The 21,170-nt window shown below is 34.8% G+C and carries 17 protein-coding genes; all 17 read left to right on the forward strand.

Translation table 11 applies throughout. The features are described 5' to 3' along the window. Positions 1-158 precede the first annotated feature (158 nt). The 17 genes from Q1A73_RS11115 to Q1A73_RS11195 all read left to right on the forward strand — a co-directional run bounded on the left by Q1A73_RS11115 (position 159) and on the right by Q1A73_RS11195 (position 21,170). Positions 159-2,699, forward strand: a complete 2,541-nt coding sequence (locus Q1A73_RS11115; RefSeq protein WP_299605367.1) for a glycoside hydrolase family 2 TIM barrel-domain containing protein — start codon at positions 159-161, stop codon at positions 2,697-2,699. Positions 2,700-2,739: 40 nt separating this feature from the next. Beyond that, complete coding sequence (locus Q1A73_RS11120) at positions 2,740-4,020, forward strand: glycosyl hydrolase (RefSeq protein ID WP_299605369.1); 1,281 nt, start codon at positions 2,740-2,742, stop codon at positions 4,018-4,020. 13 nt (positions 4,021-4,033) lie between these two features. Next, entirely contained in the window at positions 4,034-5,050 is a 1,017-nt protein-coding gene (locus tag Q1A73_RS11125; RefSeq protein WP_299605371.1) for a zinc-binding dehydrogenase, read from the forward strand. A 25-nt stretch (positions 5,051-5,075) separates the two neighbouring features. Further along, positions 5,076-5,840 (forward strand): SDR family oxidoreductase, encoded by a 765-nt coding sequence (locus Q1A73_RS11130; RefSeq protein WP_299606349.1) that lies wholly within the window; start codon positions 5,076-5,078, stop codon positions 5,838-5,840. Positions 5,841-5,871: 31 nt separating this feature from the next. Next, a complete protein-coding gene (gene aldA, locus Q1A73_RS11135; protein WP_299605374.1) occupies positions 5,872-7,323 on the forward strand; it encodes an aldehyde dehydrogenase in 1,452 nt (483 codons plus the stop codon). A 43-nt stretch (positions 7,324-7,366) separates the two neighbouring features. Next, a complete protein-coding gene (locus Q1A73_RS11140) occupies positions 7,367-9,556 on the forward strand; it encodes a glycoside hydrolase family 3 C-terminal domain-containing protein (protein WP_299605376.1) in 2,190 nt (729 codons plus the stop codon). 23 nt (positions 9,557-9,579) lie between these two features. Beyond that, positions 9,580-10,674: a mandelate racemase/muconate lactonizing enzyme family protein gene (locus Q1A73_RS11145; RefSeq protein ID WP_299605378.1), complete on the forward strand. Its 1,095-nt coding sequence runs from the start codon at positions 9,580-9,582 to the stop codon at positions 10,672-10,674. Positions 10,675-10,721: 47 nt separating this feature from the next. Further along, entirely contained in the window at positions 10,722-11,774 is a 1,053-nt protein-coding gene (locus tag Q1A73_RS11150; protein ID WP_299605380.1) for an aldose epimerase family protein, read from the forward strand. Between the two features lie 55 nt (positions 11,775-11,829). Beyond that, on the forward strand, positions 11,830-12,849 hold the full coding sequence (locus Q1A73_RS11155; protein WP_299605382.1) for an L-rhamnose/proton symporter RhaT: 1,020 nt from the start codon (positions 11,830-11,832) through the stop codon (positions 12,847-12,849). A 59-nt stretch (positions 12,850-12,908) separates the two neighbouring features. Continuing rightward, a complete protein-coding gene (locus Q1A73_RS11160; RefSeq protein WP_299605384.1) occupies positions 12,909-14,489 on the forward strand; it encodes a solute:sodium symporter family transporter in 1,581 nt (526 codons plus the stop codon). Positions 14,490-14,938: 449 nt separating this feature from the next. Beyond that, complete coding sequence (locus Q1A73_RS11165; protein WP_299605387.1) at positions 14,939-16,552, forward strand: glycosyl hydrolase family 18 protein; 1,614 nt, start codon at positions 14,939-14,941, stop codon at positions 16,550-16,552. Next, positions 16,549-16,878 (forward strand): hypothetical protein, encoded by a 330-nt coding sequence (locus Q1A73_RS11170; protein ID WP_299605389.1) that lies wholly within the window; start codon positions 16,549-16,551, stop codon positions 16,876-16,878. The genes Q1A73_RS11165 and Q1A73_RS11170 overlap by 4 nt, the downstream gene beginning before the upstream one ends. Then, complete coding sequence (locus tag Q1A73_RS11175) at positions 16,879-17,457, forward strand: DUF4255 domain-containing protein (protein ID WP_299605392.1); 579 nt, start codon at positions 16,879-16,881, stop codon at positions 17,455-17,457. A 10-nt stretch (positions 17,458-17,467) separates the two neighbouring features. Beyond that, complete coding sequence (locus Q1A73_RS11180; protein ID WP_299605395.1) at positions 17,468-18,496, forward strand: hypothetical protein; 1,029 nt, start codon at positions 17,468-17,470, stop codon at positions 18,494-18,496. An 18-nt stretch (positions 18,497-18,514) separates the two neighbouring features. Then, on the forward strand, positions 18,515-20,185 hold the full coding sequence (locus Q1A73_RS11185; protein WP_299605398.1) for a phage tail sheath C-terminal domain-containing protein: 1,671 nt from the start codon (positions 18,515-18,517) through the stop codon (positions 20,183-20,185). Positions 20,186-20,259: 74 nt separating this feature from the next. Beyond that, positions 20,260-20,721 carry a phage tail protein gene (locus Q1A73_RS11190; RefSeq protein WP_299605401.1) on the forward strand — a complete coding sequence of 154 codons (462 nt, stop codon included), beginning with the start codon at positions 20,260-20,262 and terminating at the stop codon, positions 20,719-20,721. Between the two features lie 2 nt (positions 20,722-20,723). Further along, on the forward strand, positions 20,724-21,170 hold the full coding sequence (locus Q1A73_RS11195) for a phage tail protein (protein ID WP_299605403.1): 447 nt from the start codon (positions 20,724-20,726) through the stop codon (positions 21,168-21,170).

A 21,170-nucleotide genomic window follows, 5' to 3' on the forward strand; every position in this document is an offset into this window, starting at 1 on the left:
AAGCATTAAGGTTGTGTTTCAAGAGGTCTAGGCAAAAATAGTGTTTTTGTCTAGTACTTTTCAACCCAAAATACCACATGTTCAGTTTATGTCTAGTATGATTTAAATCAAGATTCTTAAGTAAATGTGATCTTTGTCGAACCTTAATTTTTAAAATTATGAAGATTGCTTTAAGATCTATTCTTAAAATTAGCGTTATTCTTGTTTTTTTCTCATTGAATGCTCAAAATTATTCAGAAATCGGTAATCACGATTTTAACCAGCATTGGGAATTTAAATTAGTAGAAAATACTGGAATATACGATACTGAACAATATGATGATTGGACAAAAATCAGCATTCCGCATGATTGGAGTGTGGATTTTCCTTTCGATGCTGATAAAGGAGAAGGAGCAACTGGATATTTGCCTGGCGGAAAGGGTACGTATAGGAAGGAATTTATGATAAGTGATAAAAAAGAGACCACTACTTATCTATTATTTGATGGAGTTTATAATAATAGTAAGTTTTATCTGAATGATAAATTATTAGGTTTTCATCCTTACGGGTATTCTCCTTTTTATTTCGATATCACGGATGATTTAAATAAGACTACAGGAAAAAACCAACTTAAAGTTGATGTCAATCGTAAGAAATATGTAGACAGTAGATGGTATACTGGTTCTGGTATATATAGAAATGTAAAACTAATTAGAAAGAACAATTTGCATATTCCGGTTTGGGGAGTCTTTATAACTACTCCAGAGATTACGACAGAAAAAGCAACTGTAAATATCAAATCTTCTCTAAAAAATAAGTTTCCGGAAAACCAAAATTTTGAGATACAGATCAAGATTTATGATGATCAAGGAGAAGTGGTTTCCCAGACTAGTCAATCTAAAAGTATTGAAGCAAAGAGTGACTTAGAGATTGAAAGTACTGTAGAAATATCCAATCCATATTTGTGGAAACTAGATTCCCCAAGACTGTACAAAGCTGTTGTTTCCATAGTTCAGAATAACAATATTATAGATGAGAATACTATAAAATTTGGTGCTCGCGAGATTGAATTTGATGCCGATAAAGGTTTCTTTTTAAATAAAGAGCATACCAAAATAAAAGGGGTTTGTTTACATCATGATGGGGGTATTGTTGGAGCTGCTGTACCGAAGGATGTTTGGAGAAGAAGATTGCAGAAATTAAAAGATGCTGGTTGTAATGCGATAAGAATTTCACATAATCCAGGTTCTGATGAGTTTTTAGATTTATGTGATGAAATGGGGTTTTTAGTACAAGACGAATTTTTTGACGAATGGGACAATCCTAAGGATAAAAGATTTAACATGAATGAAAGAAGTGTGGATGATATCACTCGTGGTTATACAGAATACTTTCAGGAGTGGGCAGAAAAAGATCTTAAAAACACCATATTGGCACATAGAAATCACCCTTCAATTTTTCAATGGAGTATTGGTAATGAAATTGAATGGACATACCCTAGGAATGCCGATGCAACTGGCTTTTTTAATAATATGGATTGGAGCGGAAACTATTTTTGGGAGGAACCCCCGCATTCTACAGCACAGATTAAAGAAAAATTGGCAACACTTCCACGTGGAAAATATGATATTGGAAAAACAGCTAAGAAACTAGCAGCGTGGACTAGAGAATTAGATACTACAAGATATATAACAGCTAATTGTATTTTACCTTCTGCTAGTCATCTTTCTGGTTATGCGGATGAACTTGATGTCGTAGGGTATAGTTATAGAAGAGTACTGTATGACTATGGACATGAAAACTATCCTGATAAACCAATTATGGGAACCGAAAATTTAGTGCAATGGCATGAATGGAAGGCAGTTAAAGAACGTCCATTTATTTCAGGAACATTTTTGTGGACAGGAATTGATTATATGGGAGAATCTAATGGGCAATGGCCAAGAAAAGCAACGCCAAGCGGAATGTTAGATGTTGCGGGATTCGAAAAACCATCTTATCATATGATGAAAACTCTTTGGAATGACGATCCTCATCTCTATGTAGCAACTCAAAAACTTGAAAAATCAATCTTTAAAGAAGATGAAAATACTGGAGAACCCGTAGAGAGAAAAAAAGGTGCTTGGAAAAAAGCGTTATGGGTATGGCACGACGTAAATGAACATTGGAATTATAAGGATCAGGAAAAAATAGTCATAGAAGTATATTCCAATTATGATGAGGTAGAGTTATGCGTGAACGAACAAAGCTATAAGACAAAAAAACTAGAAGATTTCGAAGATAGAATCTATAAATGGATCATTCCTTTCCAGAAAGGAGAACTAAAAATCATTGGAAAAAAGGATGGTGAGATTGAAGAAATCAAGACAATAAAGACTACTAGTGAACCTAAAAATATTAAACTAACAAGCGATAAAACGGTAATGCAAGCTGATGAATATAGTGTAGCTCATATCATTGCACAATTGGAAGATGCTGATGGAAATCCCGTGAAAAACATAGAGGATAAGATAACATTTTCTGTGGATGGAAATGTTAGCATATTAGGCGTGGATAATGGATCTGCTTTTAGTGTTCAGGATTATAAATCAAATTCAGTTCAAACCAATAACGGAAAATGTTTATTTCTTATTCAGTCCCAAAAAGATAAAGGAGATATCACAATATCTGCTACATCAGAGAAACTAACCAGTAATCAGTTAACCATAAATATTAAGTAGATTCTTGTACTTTACAGTATCTAATCATAGCATATATCATATGAAGCTAAATCATAAAATCGTATTTCATTTATTAGCAACTATTCTTATTGTCGGTTGCAATCAACCTAGTAAACAAGAAATTGTGGAAGAGGAAAAGGAAAAACCTTGTGAAACGGTACTAGATGTATCTCCAGAGAAATTAGATCGCTTTGGAATAACGAATAAAGAATACCTAAGTGCAGCTTCAAAAAGAGCACTTCAGTGGAAGTATGTGGAGAACGATTGGTATCGAGTTTTTAATCCAATGAAACCATTGAAAGGAGATTTAGCTTATGAAGAAGGTGTTGTTCGTAGAGATCCTTCTGCAGTAATCAAAGTAGATGGATTATATCATGTTTGGTATTCAAAAAGTGTAGGTGCAACAGATGGATTTGGTGGTGATATTGAAAACGATAAAGTTTTTCCTTGGGATCGTTGTACCGTATGGCATGCAACATCGGAAGATGGATGGACTTGGAAAGAAGATAAAGAAGCAGCAGTTCCTTTAGGAGAGAAAGGATCTTATGACGATAGATCCATATTTACTGTAGAAATTATGGAATGGAATGGGATGTACTATCTATGCTATCAAACTATTAAGTCACCATATGATGTTCGTACCAAAAACGAAGTTGGTTTAGCATGGTCATCATCTCCTTTTGGTCCTTGGGAAAAAAGCAAAGAACCTATTCTAAAACCAGCTGATAATGGTATTTGGAAAGGAGAAGAACAAAATCGTTTTATGGTAGAAAAGAAAGGAGATTTTGATTCACATAAAGTACATGATCCTTGTATTCTTCCTTACAAAGGAAAGTTCTACTTGTATTATAAAGGAGAACAAATGGGGGAAGAAATTTTATATGGCGGGCGTCAGATTCGACATGGAGTTGCAGTAGCCGATAACCCGAAAGGACCTTATGTGAAATCCAAGTATAATCCTATTTCCAATTCAGGACATGAAATCTGCGTATGGCCAATAGATGGAGGGATTGCTTCTCTGATTACTACTGATGGACCTGAACGAAATACCTTCCAATGGTCACCAGATGGGATCAATTTTGAGATTCGTGGTGCTGTAAAAGGTGCAAATATGCCTCATGCGATAGGACTAAACAGAACAATTGAAGCAACAACAGACAATCCAACAGCAATTTTTGATTGGGGATTATCACACGTGTATAATAGTTGGAACTACCAGAGTATTATGCGTTTTGATTCTTACCGCAAAACATCTCACGTAGCACAAGGAGCTAAAGCGCCAGACGGGGAAAAGAAAAAAGATAAGCAAAAAGATAATTAATAAGTAGACAAAATTGAAAGCAACGATATATAAAGGTAATAAAACCTTTAGTGTAATTGATAAGGAGATTGCCGAACCTAAAGAAGGAGAAGTTCGTATCAAAGTGGCATATTCTGGAGTATGTGGAACCGATGTGCATATCTATCATGGGATGATGGATAAAAGAGTAAATATTCCAGAAACCATAGGTCATGAAATGTCGGGTACTATTGATGCTATTGGCGAAGGAGTAACAGGGTACGAATTAGGTGATAAGATTGTAGTAAGACCATTAGATGATCGTGCAGTAAAACCTTCGGATAAAGGCTTCAATCATATCTGTGAAGAGCTAAAGTTTATTGGGATTGATAGTCCTGGTTCTATGCAACAATTTTGGAACGTACCCGCTTTTACATTACATAAATTAAAAGAAGAAACAGATCTAAAATTAGCGGCATTGATCGAACCATTATCGGTAGCAGTGCATGATGTTCGTTTGAGTGAGCTAAAAGAAGGAGAAACTGCTGTAGTTTTAGGAGGAGGACCTATTGGATTGTTAGTAGCAATGGTAGCCAAAGATACAGGTGCAAATGTTGTTATTTCGGAAGTAAATCCAGTTAGAATAACGAAGGCAAAAGAACTAGGTTTTGAAACAGTGAATCCTGCAGAAGTAGACTTGGTAGCTTATGTACGAAAAAATACAGAAGGTAGATTAGCAGACGTAGTATTTGAAGTAGCAGGTGTTCAGCCAGCGTTGGACGTAATGACCGAGGTGGCAGGTATAAGAGGAAGAATAGTGATGGTAGCTATCCACGGAGAACCTAAACCGGTGAATTTATTTAAGTTTTTTTGGAAAGAACTAAAACTCATAGGAGCAAGGGTGTATGAGAAGGAAGATTACGAAAAAGCAATACAATTGATAACCACTAATGAACTTCCTTTTGAAGAGCTAATTACGGATGTTCAACCCTTAACTAAAATCCAAGAAGTTTTTGAAAATATAGATAACAATCCAGACGGCTTAAAAGTATTAATGGATTGCCAACAATAAAACTAACCACGTACAATTAATGAGTATTTTAAATAAATTCAGTTTAGAAGGTAAAACAGCTTTAGTAACAGGCTGTAAAAGAGGTCTTGGAAAAGCTATGGCTATTGGCTTAGCTGAAGCTGGAGCTAATATTATTGGTGTTTCTGCAAGTCTTGAAAAGGAAGGAAGTGATGTAGAAAACGCTGTTAAGAAATTAGGAAAAGACTTTAAAGCATATCAATGTGATTTTTCAGATAGAAAGTCATTATATCAATTTATCAAAGAAGTAAAATCAGATTTTCCAATAATTGATATACTTGTTAATAATGCAGGTACAATTTTAAGAGCACCAGCAGTAGAACATCCAGATGAATATTGGGATGAAGTGATAGAAGTAAATCAAAGTGCTCAGTTCATTCTTACCAGAGAAATAGGGAAAGATATGGTAGATCGTGGCAATGGAAAGATTGTATTTACAGCTTCTCTGCTAACTTTTCAAGGAGGAATTACAGTTCCAGGATATGCTGCTAGTAAAGGTGCAATAGGACAGATGACTATGGCATTTGCGAATGAATGGGCATCGAAAGGAATTAATGTAAATGCCATTGCTCCTGGATATATAGCAACCGATAATACAGAAGCGCTTAGAAACGATCCTAATCGAGCAAACTCAATTTTAGCAAGAATTCCTACTAACAGATGGGGCGATCCCGAAGACTTTGCAGGACCAGTAGTATTTCTGTCTTCAGAAGCAGCGAGTTATATGAATGGATCCATTATGGTTGTTGATGGCGGATGGATGGGTAGATAATTAAATTAAAAACACCTCAAAAAAAGAAAAGATGAAAGCAAAAGAATATCAACTTTTTATTAATGGAGAATGGGCTAACGCCACATCTGGAAAAACTGCTGATATTACCAGTCCAATAGATGAAAGTGTTGTCGGAACCGTGCAAATGGGTGTAGAAGAAGATGCAAAAATTGCCCTGGAAGCAGCCGAAAAAGCACAAAAAGAATGGAGAAAAGTTCCTCCTAGAAAGCGTGCAGAACTTATGCGAAAGTTTGCTGCCGAAATAAGAGCAAATAAGCCATATCTAGCAGAATTATTAACCAGAGAACAAGGTAAAATTATTTCCTTGGCGGAAATCGAAGTAGAAGTTACGGCAACTTTTATAGAATATGCTTGTGATTGGGCTCGACATATAGAAGGTGATATTATGCCTTCTGATAATGAAAATGAACATATTTACATACATAAAATTCCAAGAGGAGTTGTTGTAGCAATTACTGCCTGGAACTTTCCTCTAGCCTTAGCTGGTAGAAAAATAGGTCCAGCTTTGGTAGCCGGAAATGCAATTGTAGTAAAACCAACACAAGAAACTCCTTTAGCAACTTTAGAATTAGGTTTTATTGCCGAAAAAGTAGGTTTACCTAAAGGATTATTAAATGTGGTAACTGGATCAGGAAGAGTACTTGGGAATGCATTAGTGGAAAATCCAATTACCAAAATGGTTACCATGACAGGTAGTACTCCAGCAGGTCAGCAGATTTTTAAAGCAGCAGCTCAAAACCTTACTCATGTTCAGTTAGAACTTGGAGGAAAAGCACCAGCTATAGTATTTGCAGATGCAGACTTAGATCAGGCTGCTGAAGCAGCACTCCACTCCAGATTTGATAATTGTGGACAGGTATGTACTTGTAATGAACGTATGTATGTGCATGAAGATGTATACGATGCGTTTATGGAGAAATTTATGGAGCATTTAAAGACTTACAAGGTTGGAAATCCTTTAGATAGAAGTGTATCGATGGGACCTAAAGTGAATGCCTCAGAATTGAAAAACATGCAACATTTAGTGGAGGTAAGTATAAAAGAGGGAGCCACTGTTGCAACGGGTGGAAAAAGACCAGAAGGAGCTGAATTTGAAAAAGGGCATTGGTTCGAACCTACAGTACTTACAAATGTAACTCAAGAAATGACTATCGTACACGAAGAATCATTTGGGCCGATATTACCTGTAATTAAATTTTCTGAGTTTGATCAGGTGATTAGATATGCTAATGATTGCGAATATGGACTGGCAGCCATGATTTTTACCAAAGATATGGCAACCATATTACGTTGTAATGATGAATTAGAATTTGGTGAAATCTATGTGAATAGAGGTCATGGAGAGCAGCATCAAGGATTCCATAATGGATATAAGCTTTCAGGAAGCGGAGGAGAAGACGGAAAGTATGGATTCGAGCAGTACCTAGAAAAGAAAACCTTTTATATGAATTATAAATCCTAAAAGGGAGAACAAACAAAACTTTTTAAATTTTGTAATAACATCAATGAGGTATCATTTTATCATATCGTTTATTGTTCTTTCTACTATTTCTATAAGTGAAATAATAGGTCAAACTCAATTTAAGTGGTTTGATGAATCTCTATCTTTCGAGAAAAGAATCTCTTTGTTAATTCAAGAGATGACACTTGATGAGAAATGTAAACAACTATTGAACAATACACCTGCAATTCCTAGATTAGGAATACCCAAGTATGATTGGTGGAATGAAGCGCTTCATGGTGTTGCTCGTAATGGAAAAGCAACTATTTTTCCTCAAGCTATTGGTATGGCAGCTACTTTTGATCCTAAGTTGATTAAAACCGTTGCTTCTACAATAGCTGATGAAGGCAGAGCTAAGTTTAAAATTGCGAAATCAATAGGTAATAGAGAAAAATATAGTGGTTTAACCTACTGGACACCTAATGTAAATATTTTTAGAGATCCTAGGTGGGGACGTGGACAAGAAACTTATGGAGAAGATCCTTATCTCACATCGCAAATAGGAACTGCATTTGTTCAAGGGTTACAAGGAAATCATCCAAAGTATTTAAAATCTGTTGCATGTGCCAAACATTACGCGGTACATTCTGGTCCAGAAGCCTTGAGGCACTCTTTTAATGTTAACCCATCTAAGTTAGATCTTTACGAAACCTATTTGCCAGCATTTGAGACATTAGTTAAAGAAGCAAATGTAAAAGGAATAATGGGAGCTTATAATGCTGTATATGAAGATCCTTCTTGTTCGAGTGATTTACTTCTTAACCAATTGCTTAAAAAACAGTGGGGTTTTGATGGATACGTAGTATCGGATTGTGGTGCTTTGGGAGATATTTTCAAAGGTCACAAAGTGGCTAAAAGTGAACAAGAAGCTGCAGCAATGGCTTTGAAAGCAGGGGTAAATCTTAACTGTGGTTGGATCTATTCTAAACTTCCAGAGGCTGTAAAAGAGGGTTTAATCGAAGAAGCGTTAATTGATGAGCGTTTAAAGGATTTATTACTAATACGTTTTAAGCTAGGCTTTTTTGATAAGGAAGAAAGTAACCCTTTTAATCTAGTCAAATCAGATATCATCAATTCTGAAGAAAATCAAAAATTAGCAAAAACAGTCGCTCAAAAATCAATTGTTTTACTTAAAAATGATCATCAAGTATTGCCTTTGCGGAAAGACATTAGTTCTTTATACGTAACAGGACCTTTTGCCGCTTCAAATAATATTTTGATTGGTAATTACTATGGGATGTCCTCTAATTTAGTCACCGTTTTAGAAGGAGTGGCAGAAAAAGTTTCTTTAGGCACTTCATTAAACTATAGACAAGGTGTTCTTCCATTTCAAAAAAACCTTAATCCATTAAATTGGGCACCTCAAGTAGCTAAAACAATTGACGCTACAATAATGGTGGTAGGGATTTCTAACGAAGTAGAGGGAGAAGAAGTTGATGCAATAGCATCTACAGATAAGGGAGACAGAAAGGATCTACAATTACCTCAAAGTCAAATTGACTACATAAAAGAAATTAGCGAAGTAAAAAAAGGACCATTAATTCTTGTTGTTGGTGCTGGTAGTCCAGTTTCATTAGATAAAATAGAACCTTTAGTAGATGCAATTTTGTTGATGTGGTATCCAGGTGAACAAGGTGGAAATGCGTTAGCCGATATCATTTTTGGTGATGTAGCTCCTTCAGGTCATTTGCCAGTAACATTTCCCAAAAATGTTGGGCAATTACCTCCTTTCGAAGACTATTCAATGAAAGGAAGAACATATAAATATATGACCAAAGAACCGATGTATCCATTTGGCTATGGATTGTCTTATAGTTCGGCAGCATTTACAAATCTTAATCTTAGTAAGACTAAGATCAAGAAAAATGAGGAACTAGAAATTTCTGTTACTATTCAAAACACGAACAACTCAAATTATGAAGAGGTAGTGCAGCTATATCTTATTCCAGAAGATAAAAAAGGTTTTCTGCCATTCTACGCATTAAAAAGATTCAAAAGAGTGCTAGTCTCTAATAAGCCTCAAAATGTAAAGTTTGTTTTAAACGAAAAAGATTTTGTTCAAACGAATTTAAATGGAGAAAAGGAGTGGATCAAAGGAAAGTATAGAATTAGCATCTCCAATGCATTACCCTCTGAAAGAAGTGTCCAGTTAGGAGCTTCAAAACCAATAAGCCAAATAGTAGAATTGTTATAGTATACTTTCAATGTACCTAAATTATGAACACCCAAATTAAAGATATAGAAGTTAGATTATTCGAAGTACCTCTGCCAGAAGTACTTTCTGATGCCAAACATGGAGATCATTATCATTTTGAGTTAGTTACTACCACCATTACCTTAAATGATGGAAGTCAAGGTACAGGATATACCTATACCGGTGGTAAAGGTGGTAGAGCTATAAAAGCAATGATAGCATATGATTTTAAAGAAGCTCTAATCGGAAAAGATGGTGCTGATATTGAAGGAATCTATGATTTTTTAGAATGGCATATCCACTATGTAGGAAGAGGAGGAATTGCTTCTTTTGCCATTTCTACTGTAGATATAGCTTTGTGGGATATACACTGTAAAAGGCTAGGACAACCTCTTTGGAAAGTCGCTGGAGGAGCAAATAATACGTGCAAAGCGTATTGTGGAGGAATTGATTTACAATTTCCATTGCCAAAGTTGCTACAGAACATGGATACCTATCTATCCAATGGTTTTAATGCGGTCAAAATTAAGATTGGTAGAGAAAATTTAGATGAAGATATTGAGCGCATAAAGGCAGTAAGAGAGCATATTGGCCCTGATGTTACTTTTATGGTAGATGCCAATTATTCTATGAGTATTGATAAAGCTACTGAAGCGATCAATAGATTTAAAGAATATGATATTACTTGGTTTGAAGAACCTATAATTCCAGATCATTATAAGGGATATGGTGAAATAGTAGAAAGAACAGGCTTTCCTCTAGCTATGGGAGAAAATCTGCATACAATTCACGAATTTGAATATGCATTCGAGCAATCAAAATTATCCTTTGTACAACCAGATGCTTCTAATTGTGGAGGTATTACGGGATGGTTACGTGTTGCCAAACTAGCAAAACAACATAACATTCCTGTATGTTCTCATGGCATGCAAGAATTGCATGTAAGTTTGGTGTCTTCGCAAGAAAATGCAGGATGGTTAGAGGTGCATAGTTTTCCTATTGATGAATATACATTGAGACCATTAATCGTAGAAAACTACAGAGCAGTAGCACCTGATATTGCTGGTATTGGTGTTGTTTTCAATTGGGGAAAATTAGAGCCTTTTGAACAGCACTAATAACGATTCACATAAATTATTTAATAACCCACACATTTTAATAGTCAATGAAAGTAGAAAAAACAAATTTTGGTAATATAGAAAGCGATCAGGTTTTCCTATATGAATTGTCTAATGATAATGGTGTGGTAGTAAAAGTATCGAATTACGGAGCAACGATTACGGCTATTCTTACACCAGATAATCAAGGTAACTCCAGAGAGATTACCTGTGGTTTTGAGAATATTGATGGTTATTTTTCAGAAGAGTATAAGAATAACGCTCCGTATTTCGGTGGAACAGTAGGAAGATGTGCTTCTCGTATTCATGAAGGAAAATTTACCTTAGAAGGTAAAGAATATTCCTTGGTTGGTAATGATAGAGGAAACCATTTACATGGAGGAACTCAAGGATTTGATAGAAGAATATGGACAGTAGAGGGTTATGATAATATGAAAGATGAAGTTACTGTCATCATGAGTTTACAAAGCCCCGATATGGAAGAAGGATATCCAGGAAATGTAAATGTTAAGGTTCGTTTTACCCTTACCAATGAAAACGAACTAATCATTTCTTATAAAGCTAATACAGATAAAGCGACTCCAATTTCATTAACCAATCATTCTTATTTTAATTTATCTGGTTTCGAAGAAACTGTTCACAATCATAAAGTAACCATTCATTCAGATGCTTTTTTAGAAGGTGATGACAAAGGAGTAGCTCAAGGAGGAGTAATAGAGGTGGATGGAAGACCAGAAGATTTTAGGAATGGAAAGTTTTTTAAAGAAGCTTTAGATCATATGGAAACTGGTTTTGATCATTATTTTTTGTTCCCAAAAGATTTTGAGTTAAGGAAAGTAGCCTCTTTTGAGCATGCAGGAACCGGAAGAACCATGGAAGTTTCAACCACAGAACCAGGTATGTTATTCTATTCAGGGTATTTTACTTCTGATGCACTAAAAAGAGAAACAGGAGATCAGTATGGACAATACAAGGCATTTTGTTGCGAAACCCATCGATATCCGAATGGAGTAAATTTAGAAGATGCTCCTAAAACGGTTACCTATCCCGAAGAACCATTTACAAGTACTACGATATTCAAATTTTCTACAATTAAGTAGTCAAGAAGATATATAAAATTAATAGCACAATACTCAACTTTTAAAATTAATAATTATGACTATAGGAATATTATTTGCAGTCCTAGCAGGCTTAATGCTTGGACTATATGCATTGCCCGAAAAATATACCAAAGGATACGAGTTTGAAAACACTTGGGGTATGATGTTTTTCATCAATATGCTCATTATTCCAATCGCAGCAGGTTTTTTATTAGTAAAAGATTTTGATGTTATTATCGCGAATATCCCAACTGATATCCTTTGGAAAATGGGAGTAGCCAGTATTCTTTGGGGTATTGGTGTTATGATGTGGGGAAAAGCAATTAATTACATTGGCTTGTCCTTAGGTTTTTCGATTTTTATTGGTACCGTTATTCTTGTAGGATCTTTATTACCGTTCTTAGTGGATGGATTACCTTCCAATAATGTGTTTATGGTAATCCTTTTAGGAATTTTAATAGTGCTATTTGGGGTGTCTTTTAATGGGAAAGCAGGAATGCTGAGACAAGCAGAAGATCAAAAAAATAGTAGAGAAAAATTAGACGGAAAAACATCTTCGATGACTATTGGAATCGTTATCGCTGTTATCGGAGGTTTGCTAGCTACTGGATTTAGTTATGCGAATGCGTATGGAAGACCATATCTACATCAAGCTTGTCAAGAAGCTGGAAATCCTGAGTGGATTACGGCAGTTATGGTAATGGTTATTATCTATGTTTCAGGAGCTATTTTTGTGATTCCTTATTTCATATACCAATTAAGCGCTAAAAATTTGTGGGGCAAATTCAATTCTTCACATACATCGAAAAACTTGTTTTATACGTTTATCATGGCACTTTTAAACTTTGCTGCTTCAGGAACTTTTGCCTTTGCAGCTTATAAATTAGGATCTTCTGGGAATACGGTTGGATATGCCATATTTAATACGGTATGTGTTGCTGTAGCCATAATTACTGGAATACTTACTGGTGAGTGGAGTAGCACGAGTGCTAAACCGAGAAAAATTCTTTATCTAGGATTAACTGCAATGATATTAGGAGTAATCGTAATTGCTTCAGGAAACGCAATGGGTTAAAATCCTGTAAAAGGAAGAATACTGTTGTTTTCAATTTTAAATAATTCTATCAAAATCTTATGGGTATTATCACTTTTCTTGGCTTTACCTTTCTGGTAGCTTTGATTTCATATTTAGCAACAAAAAAAACGGATGAGAAATCATATACAGGTTATTTTTTGGCTGGTAGAAGCTTAACAGCTCCAGTGATTGCAGGTTCATTATTACTTACTAATTTATCTACAGAACAGATTGTAGGGTTAAATGGGCAGGCTTTTTCTGAAGGAATTTTGGTAATGGCTTGGGAAACCTTAGCCGCAATCGCCATGGTAGTAACTGCCTTATATCTATTACCACGATATCTTAAAGAAGGATTAACAACAGTTCCTCAGTTTTTAGAAAGAAGATATGATGTTGGCACTAAAACGATTACTTCGGGATTGTTTCTTACAGGATATGTGGTAGTGCTTTTACCCATTGTTTTATATTCTGGAGCTCTAGCCATTAGTACCATTTTTGATATTCCAATATTACTCAATGTAGATAAAACAACCGCATTATGGATTACAGTATTTTCCATTGGAATTATTGGTTCTGTCTATGCAATTTTTGGAGGTCTTAAAGCGGTAGCGGTTTCAGATACAATCAATGCAGTTGGATTATTGATAGGAGGTTCGATTATTCCTGTTTTAGGTTTGATGTTAGTGGGTAATGGTAACATGATAGAAGGTTTTACGGAGATATGGGCGGCAAATCCTGATAAATTTAAATCAATGGGTAGCGAAGATTCTTCTATACCTATCAGTACTATTTTTACGGGAATGATGCTGGTTCAATTATTTTATTGGGGAACAAATCAGGCTATTATTCAACGAGCATTAGGTGCAAAAAACCTTAAAGAAGGACAAAAAGGAATCCTTTTAGCGTCTTTTATTAAAATATTAGGTCCAGTATTAGTAGTATTACCAGGAATTATTGCGTTTCATTTATACGGCGATAGTATTACCAATCCAGATGAAGCATATCCTACCTTAGTGCGCAAAGTTTTACCTACTTCATTGATTGGCTTTTTCGCTGCTGTACTTTTTGGTGCTATATTAAGTTCATTCAATAGTGCTTTAAATAGTTCTGTTACTCTTTTTGGAGTAGATATATATAAAGGCTATATCAATAAAAATGCTTCTGAAAAACAGATTGTAAAAACCGGAAAGGTATTCGGAATCATTCTCGCAGTATTATCTATGTTTATTGCACCATTAATTGCAAATGCACCTGCTGGTTTGTTTGGGTATTTACAACAAGTTAATGGATGCTATACAATCCCTATTTTAACAATCATAATTATGGGATACTTAACAAAGCGGATTCCAGCTGTTGCGGCCAAAGTAGCTATCATTTTAGGAGCAGTGGTGTACTTAATTTATGTTATTTTAGATAATACAGTGATGAAGGGTACATTTCCTCATTTTTTACACGTGCAAGGGGTGCTATTTGCCATTAACATTTTAATAATGATTATAATTGGTAAAATGTATCCACGAAAAGAAGCTTTTAAAATTGAATACACTAATGAAGTAAATATCATACCTTGGAAATATACCATTCCAGTAGGAATAGCTATTTGTGTAATTGTGATTTTGATTTACTTGACTTTTAGATAGTATTTTACCCAATTTCAGCCCGAAAAAGTGCTGATTTTACTGCTTTCCATTTTTTATGTTTTTGCTTTATAAATACTGCGGTTTTTGCGCATTAAAATATCGGAAATTTTCACTCAATTTGTAAAAGCAGTTTAATCCTATTTATATATTCTAGAGCCTATACTATAAAATTACTATTTGCACTAATAAACCTTTTAGCACTTTACCATAAACAGGTAGTTTTACTTATTTATAAGCACAGATTATATAGCTAGCTTTGATTTGCAGTGGACTGAGAACATTTTTATTAAAAAATGTTTGGCTACCCTTAAAGATCACACAAATCATAAATGAATATAAAGAGGGCTTTTATATTGGTGCTTTTTTTTCTCTTTTTTCAAAGTTATGCTTATTCGAAAAGCGTTACTTTGACTAAGGAATATTCCCTATACCAGGACACTACTAAGGTTTTGAAAAAGGCAAAGGGAAAATTAGGTTTTATTAAAAAGCTTTTTCACCATAGTGATTCCACCAAATTAGCACGAAAATTTATTCATCAACATCATAAAGAATTAAAAGAGAAACAATCTCCCACCTTTGTTACTGATACGGATACTGTAAAACTCAAGGATATTGTTTTTAAAACTAAAAAGAACTTCCAATTAGGATACGAAGTTTTTGGTTGGTATCCCTATTGGGAAAAAGATTATTACAAGTATCTTAATTACAATTTACTATCCACAATAGCCTATTTCTCCTACGAGGTAGATCCAAAAACAGGAAACGCTATTACCACACATGATTGGGATACAACGCCAATAGTAGATTCTATAAAAGCATATCCCGATAAGAAAATATTACTGACAGTAAGTAATTTTGGTGAAAAAAATAACAGAAAGTTCCTTAAAAATACCGAAGCGGTAAATCAATTAATAGAAAACTTGATCCAGCTGTTAGAGAAGAGAAAGGGAAATGGTGTATGTATTGATTTTGAAGGCGTGGCCAAGAGTCAAAAGGAAGAATATACTAGTTTTTTGCTCACTTTGTCCAACAAACTTAAAAAGGCTAATAAAGATTATTTAGTGTATATAACACTACCAAGTGTCAATTGGAGTGAGGCATTAGATTTTAACTCCATCAATCAAACTGTAGACAAGTTTGTAATTATGGGATATGACTATTACGGTAAAACCAGTTCTGTAGCAGGTCCTGTATCTCCTCTAAATAGCGATAAAACCTGGGAACCTTATAACTTAACCACTTCCGTTGATTATTATTTAGAGAATAAGATACCAAACAATAAACTTTTATTGGCATTACCGACTTATGGAAGTCTGTGGGAAACAAAAACCCAAAGTTTACAATCTAAAGTAAAGAACTATATAGGTAGCAGAACTTTTAGTTACATAAAGAAAAATATTGAAGGCAATGAACAGATTTACATAGAACCTATTAGTAAAAGTGCTTATAGTTCCTTTAGTATTAAAGGAGATAAAAACCAGTTTAGGCAATGTTGGTTCGAAAATGATTCCAGTTTTGTGTATAAAACAAAGCTGATTAAAGAGAAAAAACTAGCAGGTCTCGGAATATGGGCTCTTGGATATGATAAAGGATATGATGATATATGGAATGTCATTAGTGTCGAAATGGCTGTGGAATCAGAAAATTCAGATGAAAAGGAGCAAGATTCTGTAAAAAATGCCAGTTCTATATTCTCGAAAATTGTAAATACATTAGGATTAAAAGATCCTAAGAGTAAAATCAATACAGTAGAAGAGAAACTTGTATCTATCACAGACTACAAGAATGTATTACTATACACCATGTCTTTTGTTTTGTTTTTTGCCTGTGTAGGCTTTATTTGGGCTATGTTCTCTCCAAACACGAGAGCCGGTTTTTTTAATAACACTTCACTAAAAGGATATTACATCGGATTGATGTTATTGTTAGCAATTGTCATTTTTAGAATACTCGATGCTATTGATGATTTTATTGTCATGTTGATCATAGGTTTTCTTTTAGGGGTTTTGGCATTTTACATCGCCAATGGAATTGTAGAACGTAAGAAAAAAGAATTACCATGAGCACTAGTGTAATAGCAACCGATGAAAAGAAGCTAAAAGCCGAAGAAGGGAAACTGAAGAAAGTATTTTCTATGGTTAAGAAAATGTTTTCTAAAGAGTTGCTGTGGTTACTTTTTATAGCATTAATCTCAATTCCTATTGCCTTGATCATTTCTTACGTAATGTATCGATATGGATCCAAAGAAGTTCTAGATGTGTTTGAAGCACTAGCTGGCGATCAGCCAACATTTATGGTAGTATATATTATGTGTGCAGTTGGAATTTATTTTTCTAGAATAGTAGCCAATGCCATTAAGGTGCAATTAAAAAGTGCAAAAAAAGAATAGATGTTAGATAAAGCTTTATTATTTATAACGGATTATCTGAATCAAAACCTGAAGTTGACTTTTGGTTTAAACGAAGATGTTGTTGTATTATCCAGTCTGGTGAATTTGGATGGTAGTGTTACCAAGAATATTGAAAATAAGGTAATTCTTTCTATCATCAATTTAGAGCATGAAAAGACCGTCAAAAATATGGGAGGATATATTCCCGATTCGCGAGGTTCTTTTAGTAAAGTAGATCCTCCTGTATACATCAACGTGTTTTTATTGGTATCTGCAAATTACAATTCTGAAAACTATATAGAATCCTTAAAAATGCTTTCTGCAGTGATAGGAATTTTTCAATCCCCGATCATTTTTACTAGAGATACGCATCCAGATCTCGATGAATCATTAGGGAGATTGTCTTTTGAAATTTTCAATACTCCCATTCAGGAGTTGAGTCATATATGGAGTGGTATAGGAGCTAAATATGTCCCTTCCATGATTTATAAAGTAAGAATGATAGCATTCCAGAAAGAGCGAGTAAAAGAAGAAGTTTCTGGAGTAAGCGGATTGGATACAAACATTAAGAAAAATTAATCTCGGTCATATGAGTGTACAACTTCAACAATGGTTTAGTTTGGAAATTATGCATGAATATTTTCATGAGCAGAAGTGTACTGTTTTTGCATTAGTTCCTTTACTCAGAACTAAACAGTTAATGAAGAATTATGGAATACATATTAGACAAATAGAGAATACCTATACAGGATATGTTGGTGTAAAGAATGAGAGTAAAATATGGGAAGAATTAAGCATGGAGGAAGATCTTTATTTTCAGATGATATGTATAGATAGTAATTTTAATAACTATACCAATACATCATCTTCTTTAAAGGAAGATACATTATTGTATATCTCAAATTTTCAGGTTGCTAATAGATTACATGCTGAAGAATCTATAAATCCTGAAAAATATTTACCTGTACAATCATTGAGATTTAATGTTTCTGTTCCTGTTGATAAGCAAGTTACTATTGATGTTAAAGATAGTAAGGGAAATAAAATATACTCAAAAGACTCTATAAGTAATGAATCCATTGTTTACGTAGATATAGAAGTTTTTGGAAGTGGAATGTATGAAATTTGGATAGACAATCAATTACAGAGTTCTTTTTTAGGAATCTCAGAAAGAATTGATGATCACTGCTATGGTATATTTCATATACGAATGAAATCCATTCTAGAATCCTTAAAAGAAAATACTATCCCTGCGATACAGGTAAATTTCAAATCCAGAGAAACATTTTGGCAATACTTGGTAGTCATACCAGAGGATAGAAAGATAATCATTCGAGAACTAGCCATAGAAGGAGAGGATCAAATTTCTTATATGGGACCAGAAGAAAAGGAGATTGTAGGAGGAGAAAAATCCAAAGTATTCACTTCTCCTAAAACCATTAAACTACAACAAAAAATAAGAGATCATCCTCTCCTGAAAATGAAATATAGTAACAGTTTTTCGGATACTATTCTGGAATTAGATATGAAAATGCCTTTGCCCAATGTATCAAAGATTGTTTCGGCAAAAGAAAACAATGAGAATATCTATTATTCTCCCACCATAATTTATGTATAACTCTTAAAGTCAATAAGAATGGCAGTAACAGCAATGAAAACACCAGGGGTTTATATCCAGGAATTGGATGCCTTTGGAAATGCGGTTGTTCCCGTACCCACAGCGATTCCAGCTTTTATCGGATTTACGGCACAAACCAATTATAATGGTAAAGATTTAGTAAATAAGGCGGTTAAAATAACTTCATTAGCAGAGTTTAATGCGGTTTTTGGAAGTAAACCTCCGCAAATTCAATTTAGTGTTTCAGCAATTGCTGAGACTCCGTCAAAACCTGCTGCAGATGCTAAAGCAGATGCTAAAGCAGATCCAAAAAAGAAATCAACGGATGCCGGAACTGCGGCGCCTGCAGCAGCTGCATCCACACCTGATTTCCTTATCGGAAGTAATGGATATGCATTAAATACAACTACTGTAAATTACAGATTGTATAGTGCTGTACGTTTCTTCTATGAAAATGGAGGCGGAACATGTTATATCGTTTCTACAGGAGGATATGATTATACACTTACTGGACTGGCTTCTACCAAACCTTTTGAAGATGCATTACAAGTGTTATCTAAGGAAACAGAGCCAACAATGATCGTGATTCCAGATGCAGTAGAACTAAAAGATACTACAGAAACAGATCTTGCAAAAAAATACGCATTATGCTATACTTTACAAGGAGAACTGATTAATCACTGTGGTGAATTAGCAAGTCGAGTAGCGATATTAGATATTCCAGGCGGATATAGTGAGCCTTTGGTAGGAACTACGAGTGTCGAAGGTTTTAGAAATGCTGTAGAACCTACCATAGCAAAATTCAATAGTTATGCAGCAGCATATTATCCTTGGTTGCACACTACGGTAAATCAATTAACGGATATATCTTATAAAAATATAGCGGTAGCTAGTTATAATGTAGTAAAAACAATGCTACAGGCCGAGTTTCCTGCTATTACAGACCCGAAAACAAAAGCATCAACACCTAATCCTATTAACAAATACATTAATGCTTTGTTTGCAGCAAAACCTGCAGCAGATGGCATAACACAAGAAAAGGCTGATGGAGTATTAAAAAACTTAAGTGCTTCTTATAAGTTGTTGTTAAAACACATGTTAGAGAAATTAAACTTGATGCCACCAAGTGCAGCAATCGCTGGTATATATACAACTGTCGATAACAATGAAGGTGTGTGGATCGCTCCTGCAAATGTTGGCGTACAAGGAGTAATAGCTCCAGCGGTAAAAGTGGATCACCAAGCTCAGGAGGATCTAAATATGCCATTAGATGGTAAATCTGTTTGTGCAATTAGAGCTTTTCCTGGTAAAGGAGTGTTGGTTTGGGGAGCAAGAACCTTAGACGGTAATTCTAATGATTGGCGCTATATCAACGTAAGAAGAACTTTAATATATATCGAACAGTCGGTAAAAGAAGCAGCAAGTGCTTACGTGTTTGCACCTAATGATGCAGTAACATGGGTAGCTGTAAAAAGTATGATCAGTAATTTCTTAACAGGATTATGGAATCAAGGTGGTCTGGTAGGACCGAAACCTGCAGACGCCTTTTCTGTATCTGTTGGATTAGGAAGCACTATGACTGGAGATGATATTCTGAACGGAAAAATGATTGTCGCTGTAAAAGTAGCAGTTTCGCATCCAGCTGAATTCATAGAAATTACGTTCCAACAAGAAATGCAAAAAGGATAGATAATTTCGAAACAAGTATCCCCTAATGATCAGGGAATTTAATTAATAAAAATTAACTCTTAAAATATACAATTATGGCAGATGATGGATCAGCACAAGGTGCAATTTGGCCGTTAACTAAGTTTTATTTCACCGTAAATTTAGGTTCACAAGATAGTACGGCCTCTTTTCAGGAAGTTTCAGGATTAGAGACAGAAACACAAGTAGTAGAATACAGACATGGAGATAGTAAGACATTTAGTACTATTAAAATGCCAGGTATCGCAAAAGCGGGTAATGTTACTCTAAAGAAAGGGGTTTTTGTAAAAGACAATAATTTCTGGAAATGGTATGATTCTATAAAAATGAATACTATCAAAAGAGAAACGGTAGTAATTCAGTTGTTAGATCAAACAGGTGCGCCAACAATGACTTGGACGCTTACAAATGCTTGGCCTACAAAAATTACAGCTACAGATCTTAAATCTGATGCTAGCGAAGTGGCTGTAGAAACTTTGGAATTAGCCCATGAGGGATTAACGATTGCTAATGGATAATTATGAGTGATTATCCAATTACTGGTTTTTATTTCAGACTCACATTTCCGTTAGAATTCGGAGTATTAGATACCTCTTTTAAAGAGGTGTCTGGTATGAGTATGGAAATGGGAGTCGAAGAAATTGCAGAAGGTGGAGAAAACCGCTTTAAACATAGGGTTCCCACTGGAGCAAAATATCAAAACCTGGTACTTAAACGTGGATTGACCACCAGCGTTTCTGCACTATCATTATGGTGCGAAGCAATACTAGCTGGTGGTTTGTCTACTACCATTATCAAACAAACAGTAATCGTAAGTCTTATGAATGAAAACTCAACACCTGTTAAGAATTGGAGTTTTGTGAATGCATGGCCTGTAAAATGGGAATTTTCACCATTAAACTCTATGAATAACGAGATTGTGATTGAGACGTTGGAACTTACATATGATTATTCTTTAGTTATATAA

The sequence above is a fragment of the uncultured Aquimarina sp. genome, from assembly GCF_947492115.1.
Taxonomy (GTDB): domain Bacteria; phylum Bacteroidota; class Bacteroidia; order Flavobacteriales; family Flavobacteriaceae; genus Aquimarina.